General features: G+C 64.8%; 5 protein-coding genes and 1 pseudogene. 2 read left to right on the top strand and 4 right to left on the bottom strand.

Annotation, left to right across the window (positions count from 1 at the left end):
* The 3 genes and pseudogenes from rhaD to DBR22_RS10350 form a co-directional block, all read right to left on the bottom strand.
* The coding region (gene rhaD / locus DBR22_RS10360; RefSeq protein ID WP_108598948.1) for a bifunctional rhamnulose-1-phosphate aldolase/short-chain dehydrogenase at positions 1–1,336 on the bottom strand (1,336 nt) is incomplete at its 3' end.
* Between the two features lie 3 nt (positions 1,337–1,339).
* Positions 1,340–2,505, bottom strand: a pseudogene (rhaI, locus tag DBR22_RS10355) (L-rhamnose isomerase).
* Positions 2,506–2,622: 117 nt separating this feature from the next.
* Positions 2,623–2,967: an L-rhamnose mutarotase gene (locus tag DBR22_RS10350; protein WP_108598947.1), complete on the bottom strand. Its 345-nt coding sequence runs from the start codon at positions 2,965–2,967 to the stop codon at positions 2,623–2,625.
* A 140-nt stretch (positions 2,968–3,107) separates the two neighbouring features.
* On the opposite strand from DBR22_RS10350, the gene DBR22_RS10345 reads away from it, so the two are divergent.
* Positions 3,108–4,139: a LacI family DNA-binding transcriptional regulator gene (locus tag DBR22_RS10345; protein WP_108598946.1), complete on the top strand. Its 1,032-nt coding sequence runs from the start codon at positions 3,108–3,110 to the stop codon at positions 4,137–4,139.
* Between the two features lie 92 nt (positions 4,140–4,231).
* A complete protein-coding gene (locus tag DBR22_RS10340; RefSeq protein ID WP_108598945.1) occupies positions 4,232–5,626 on the top strand; it encodes an FAD-binding oxidoreductase in 1,395 nt (464 codons plus the stop codon).
* Between the two features lie 5 nt (positions 5,627–5,631).
* Here the strand turns inward: DBR22_RS10340 and DBR22_RS10335 are convergent.
* Positions 5,632–6,163 (bottom strand): YesU family protein (locus DBR22_RS10335; protein ID WP_258229134.1); only part of this gene is annotated, 532 nt, incomplete at its 5' end.

The following is a 6,163-nucleotide window of genomic DNA, read 5'->3' as shown; positions in this document are numbered from 1 at the left end:
CGCACGCGCCGTCGGACGCCAACCGGGTGGCGATCGCCTTGCCGATGCCCGACGCCGCCCCGGTCACCAAAGCGATGCGCGTGGCGTGGGACTTGGGCTTGGGCAGGCGGGCCAGCTTGGCTTCCTCCAGGGCCCAGTACTCGATCCGGAACTTCTCGGATTCCTCGATCGGGGCGTAGGTGGAGATCGCCTCGGCACCGCGCATCACGTTGATCGCGTTGATGTAGAACTCGCCGGCAACGCGGGCGGTCTGCTTGTTCGCACCGTAGGAGAACATGCCCACGCCCGGGATCAGGACGATGGCCGGGTCCGCGCCCCGCAACGCCGGGGACTCCGGATCGGCGTGGCGGTCGTAGTAGGCCTGGTAGTCCACGCGGTACTCCGCGTGCAGTTCCTTGAGCCGCGCGATGGAGTCCTCAATGGACGCCTCGGCAGGCAGGTCAAGGATCAGCGGCTTGACCTTGGTGCGCAGGAAGTGGTCCGGGCAGGAGGTGCCCAGGGCGCCCAGGCGCGGGTGCCCGGCTGCTGCCAGGAAGTCCAGGACGACGGCGTCATCGCTGAAGTGCCCCAGCTGCGGCTTGTCCGTGGACGCCAGGCCGCGGATCACCGGTGCAAGTGCTGCGGCCTTGGCCCGGCGTTCGGCTTCGGGGAGGGCACCGTAGCCGTCCAACGCGGGGCCGAAGGGTTCGGCCGTGCCGTTGTCCTCGATGTACTTCTCGGCCTGTTCGATGATCCAGAGGGAGTTCTGTTCCGCTTCCTCGGATGTGGCGCCCCAGGCGGTGATGCCGTGGCCGCCCAGGATGGTGCCGATGGCCTGCGGGTTGGCTTCCTTGATCGCGGCGATGTCCAGGCCCAGCTGGAAACCGGGCCGGCGCCACGGAACCCAGACCACTTTGTTGCCGAAGATCTTGGTGGTTAGGGCCTCGCCGTCCACTGCGGTGGCAATGGCGATCCCGGAATCCGGGTGCAGGTGGTCCACGTGGGCGGCGTCCACCAGGCCATGCATGGCGGTATCGATCGACGGCGCGGCGCCGCCCTTACCGTGCAGGCAATAGTCAAAAGCGGCCACCATTTCGTCTTCGCGTTCCACGCCGGGGTACACGTTCTTCAGGGCGTTCAGCCGGTCCAGGCGCAGGACCGCGAGGTTCCCGGCCTTCAGTGTGCCCAGGTCTCCGCCGGAGCCCTTGACCCACAAAAGCTGGACGTCCTCGCCCGTCACCGGGTCCTTCTCAGTGCCTTTGGCCGAGGTGTTGCCGCCGGCGAAGTTGGTGTTCCGCTTATCCGCACCCAGGCGGTTGGAACGGGAAATCAGGTCTTCAACAGTCTTGTTCGTCATTGCTTAGGCGCCCCATCCGGCTTGCTGGCCGCCGACGCGGTCCTCGTTGATCTGTTTCTGGTAGCCGCTGGCCTTGAAGGCGGCCATCGGATCCGCGGGCAGGCCGCGCTCTTCACGCCATGCGGCCAGGATGGGCCGGACGTCGGTGTAGAAGGCATCGTTGAAGATACCGTTGGCGGCCAGGACATCCCCGGCGTGCTGGGCCTCGCCCAGGGCAGCGGTGTCCACCAGCATGGCGCGGGCCGTCATTTCCTGGACGTTCAGGACCGAGCGGATCTGGCCCGGGATCTTCTCTTCCAGGTTGTGGCACTGATCCAGCATGAGGGCCACGCCGGAGTCCTTGCCGAAGCCGCCGCCGCGGATGACCTCGTACATGATGCGGAACAGCTGGAACGGATCGGCCGCTCCAACGATCAGGTCATCGTCCGCATAGAAGCGGGAGTTGAAGTCAAAGGAACCGAGTTTGCCCAGGCGCAGCAACTGCATCACGATGAACTCGATGTTGGTGCCCGGCGCGTGGTGGCCGGTGTCCAGGCAGACCATCGCCTTCTCGCCCAAGGCGAGGGTCTGCGCGTAGGAAGTACCCCAGTCCGGAACATCGGTGTGATAGAAAGCCGGCTCGAAGAACTTGTACTCCAGCACCAGGCGCTGGTTCTCGCCCAGGCCGGCGTAGATCTCCTGCAGGGACTCGGCCAGACGGTCCTGGCGGCCACGCATGTCGTCCTGGCCCGGGTAGTTCGTGCCGTCCGCAAGCCAGACCTTCAGGTCCTGCGAGCCCGTGGCGTGCATGATCTCGATGCACTCAAGGTGGTGCGCGATCGCCCGGCGCCGGACAGTCTCGTTCGAAGAAGTCAGCGAGCCGAACTTGTACTGTCATCCTGGAAAGTATTGGAGTTGATGGTGCCCAGGCCCACGCCCAGGCCCGCCGCGTACTCCTTCAGGGCCGCGTAGTCATCCACCTTGTCCCATGGGATGTGCAGGGCGACGGTGGGAGCGAGCCCGGTCAGCTCGTGCACCTTGGCGGCGTCCGCGACCTTTTCCTGCACGGTCCGCGGGGTGCCCGGCGTGCCGAACACCTTGAAGCGCGTGCCTGAATTTCCATAAGCCCACGAAGGGACCTCGATGGCAAGCTCTCCGAGCCTGCCCAGCGCCGTTGCTACGTCATTCATGATGGGATTCTTTCCGGTGTCTGTAGTGCTGCGATTTGGGGTGTGGTGTTGCGGTTCAGTGCGTGGTCCTGCGGTCTGGATGCTGGTGCTGAGCCCCACTGCAGGAGCTTGGATGGATCAGCTGGCTGTGTACTCCGCCGCAAGCTGATCGTCAAGATTGAAGACTTCTTCGAGCACGTGGAACCCTTGGTCTGGCGCCTGGTCCGGGTTGTCAAAAAGAGTTGCCATCTCGGCCTGCCAGCGCGCATTGACGTCTGCCAGAGCCATCCGGGCGCGGACGGCGTCGAAATCGTCGCATTCGACGTAGCCGATCAGGAGCCCGTCCTCGCCGAGGAAGAGCGAGTAGTTGTTCCAGCCGGCATCCTTAAGGGCTACCAGCATCTCGGGCCACACCGCAGCATGGCGGCGCTTGTACTCCCCGATCAGTGCTGGCTGGACCGAAGAACGGAAACACACCCTCATTGGCGACTCTCCTGAACTTTCAAATCTTTGAATCGTTTCATTGTTACGATTCAAAGTACTCTGGAAGACAAGAAGGTGTCAAGCATTCCACCCCCATTGCCCCAAGGAATTACTGGACCCCCAGATCAGCACGGAGAATCATGAACCGCTCAGCCAGTATCAAGGACGTCGCCAACCACGCCAGCGTTGCCGTGGGCACCGTCTCAAACGTCCTTAACTACCCGGACCGCGTGTCCCAGCGGACCAAGGAGCGCGTGCTGCGGGCCATCGATGAGCTCGGTTTCATCCGCAATGACGCCGCACGCCAGCTGAGGGCAGGCCATAGCAGGACCATCGGGCTGATTGTTCTGGACGTGGGCAACCCCTTCTTCACTTCCGTGGTGCGCGCAGCCGAGGACGCCGCAGCGCTTCAGGGCAGCGCAGTGCTGCTGGGCGACAGCGGCCACAACGCCAGCCGCGAGTCCAACTACATCGACCTTTTCCAGGAGCAGCGTGTCCAGGGCCTGCTGATCTCCCCCGTGGGTGACGTCACCGAGCGGCTGGATCTGCTCCGCGACCGCGGCATCCCCACCGTGCTGGTGGACCGGCTGGCTGATGAGGACAAGTACAGCTCAGTCTCCGTGGACGACGACGCCGGCGGTTACCTCGCTGCCCGGCACCTGCTGGACACCGGCCGCCGTCGGCTCGCCTTTGTGGGCGGCCCCACCTCCATCCGCCAGGTGGCCGACCGCCTTCAGGGTGCCCGGCGTGCGGTGAAGGAAGAGCCGGACGCCACGTTGGAGGTCCTCGATTCCGAAGGACAGACAGTCCTGGCAGGCCGTAGCGTGGGCAACATGCTGGTGGAGCGCGGGCGCGGGGACCTGCCGGACGGGATCTTCTGCGCCAACGATCTCCTGGCCCTGGGCGTCATGCAATCGCTGACCATGACCCACACCCTGAAAATTCCCGAGGACATCGCGCTGATCGGTTACGACGACATCGATTTCGCCGTCTCAGCCGTGGTGCCGCTTTCCTCCATCCGCCAGCCCACCGAAGCGCTGGGACGCACCGCCATCGAGCTGCTGGCGGAGGAACTGGAATCCACCGGTCCGCGGCACCGGGCTGTGATCTTCACGCCGGAACTGGTGGTGCGCCAGAGCACCGGCCCGGCGCAGGGCACCGCCGCAGGCTAAGGCCTGCCGCCCGGTCGACGCCTGCAGTTTTCCTCTTGTCAGGTCCTCCAAAGAGTGGGAATCTGCAGGGAGGAGAGAGGTCCGTGAGTCCCATGACACAAAGCACGGAGATCGGCCGCATCGCCGTCGATGAACTGCAGGCATCCTTTCGGGGCGGCCTGGTCAGCCCCGATGATGCCGGCTACGACGAACATCGCAAGGTGTGGAACGGGTCGATTGACCGCCGTCCAGCACTCATAGCCCGCTGCACCGGCGTCGCGGATGTGCGGGCCGCCATCCGGTTCGCCCGCCTGCACGGCCTTCGGGTCGCAGTGCGGGGAGGCGGCCACAGCTTCCCCGGACTCTCGGTCTGCGACGACGGGATGGTCATCGACCTCGCGCCTATGAAGGGCATCCGGGTGGATCCCGGCGCACGAACGGCCCGTGTCCAGGCTGGTGTGCTGCTGGGCGAACTCGACCGCGAGACGCAGGAGTTCGGGCTCGCTGTCCCGTCAGGGATCGTCACCCACACCGGAGTTGCCGGGCTTACGCTGGGGGGCGGCATCGGCTGGATCATGCGCAAGCACGGACTCACGGTCGACAACCTGCTCTCCGTTGACCTTGTCACGGCCGACGGCGAGCTGGTGACTGCCAGCGAGGACCGGAACGCCGATCTTTTCTGGGGTGTGCGGGGCGGCGGCGGGAACTTCGGCATCGTCACCGAGTTCGAGTTCCGGCTGGTTCCGGTGGGTCCGTCCGTTATGGCGGGGCCGGTCTTTTGGCCGATGGAGGACGCACCGGAGGTGCTGCGTTTTTACCGCGACTGGCTCGCGGACTGCCCCGATGAGCTCATGACCGTGGCCGTGCAGCGCAGGGCTCCGGCGCTGCCGATCGTCCCGCCGGAACTCGTGGGCAGGCGGGTCCTGGCCATCGTCTCCTGCTATGCCGGATCCGTCGAGGACGGTGAACGGGTCATGCGGCCCATGAAGGAATTCGGGTCCCCGGTCCTGGATTTCTGCCGGCCTAAACCCTTCCTCGAACACCAAAGAACGTTCGATCCATCGTTCCCCCACGGCTGGTCCTACTACGTCCGCTCATGTGACATCGCAGCCCTGAGCGACGAGGTGATCGACGTCGTCGCTGACTACGGCATGCGCATCACATCGCCGGTTACCAGCGTCGCCCTGTGGCAGATGGGCGGCGCAGTGGCGCGGATAGGCAACGACGCCACGGCATTCAACGGCCGCAACGCTGGATTTACTTTCAACATCAACGGCAACAGCAAGACGGCCGAGGGTTTCGATGCCGAGCGTCAGTGGGCCCGCGATTACTGGTCGGCGCTGGCACCCCACCACACCAGCGTCTATGTGAACTTCCTGATGGAAGAGGGCGAGGAGCGCGTCAGGCAGGCCTATGGAGCTGCAAAGTACGGGAGGCTCAAGTCGCTCAAGCACACGTACGATCCGACCAACTTCTTCAGCCTCAACCAAAACATCAAGCCCGACTGACGGGACTAAAGCTTCTCCACTGCCAGGTTCCGGTAGGCCGCTTTCAGTGGCGCCATCTGGCGGAACCCGAGGCGGCCGCGGCCCAGCACGCTGTCCGACAGGTCAGTCCATTCAAAGAGTGTCAGCCCGTTGACGGAGAATGCCACCCGCGGGCCGTCCTTCACCACTTCCATCCGGTAGAAATCCAGCGCATCCTCGGTGGGCGGCAGCGGATCGGCGCCCTGGGCCACCAGTTCAAAGCCGGCGCTCTTCCGCAGGTTGCAGGTGCGGAAGGCCCGTTCTGATTCGTGCTTGTGGCGGAAATAGGACACATGCAGGGCGTCGATGTCACCTGAGTGGTACTGCGGATAGTAGCCTGTTCGCGCTGCGAGGCCGGGCGAAAACAGGTCATGGCCGCCCTGCCCTGTTGCGGCAAAGAAGACCATCGCCAGTCCGGGCTCAGCGAGGGGCAGGAACTCCCAGCTGATCCTGATGCCGTCCGGGAACTCCACCGGGCACCAGAACGTCCAGTGCGCGTGGTCCCCGAACTCTTCGTCA

The sequence above is a fragment of the Arthrobacter sp. HMWF013 genome, assembly GCF_003061105.1.
Lineage (GTDB): Bacteria > Actinomycetota > Actinomycetes > Actinomycetales > Micrococcaceae > Arthrobacter.
Note: the sequence above shows the minus strand (reverse complement) of the source record. Positions and strands in the feature narration are given on the sequence as shown.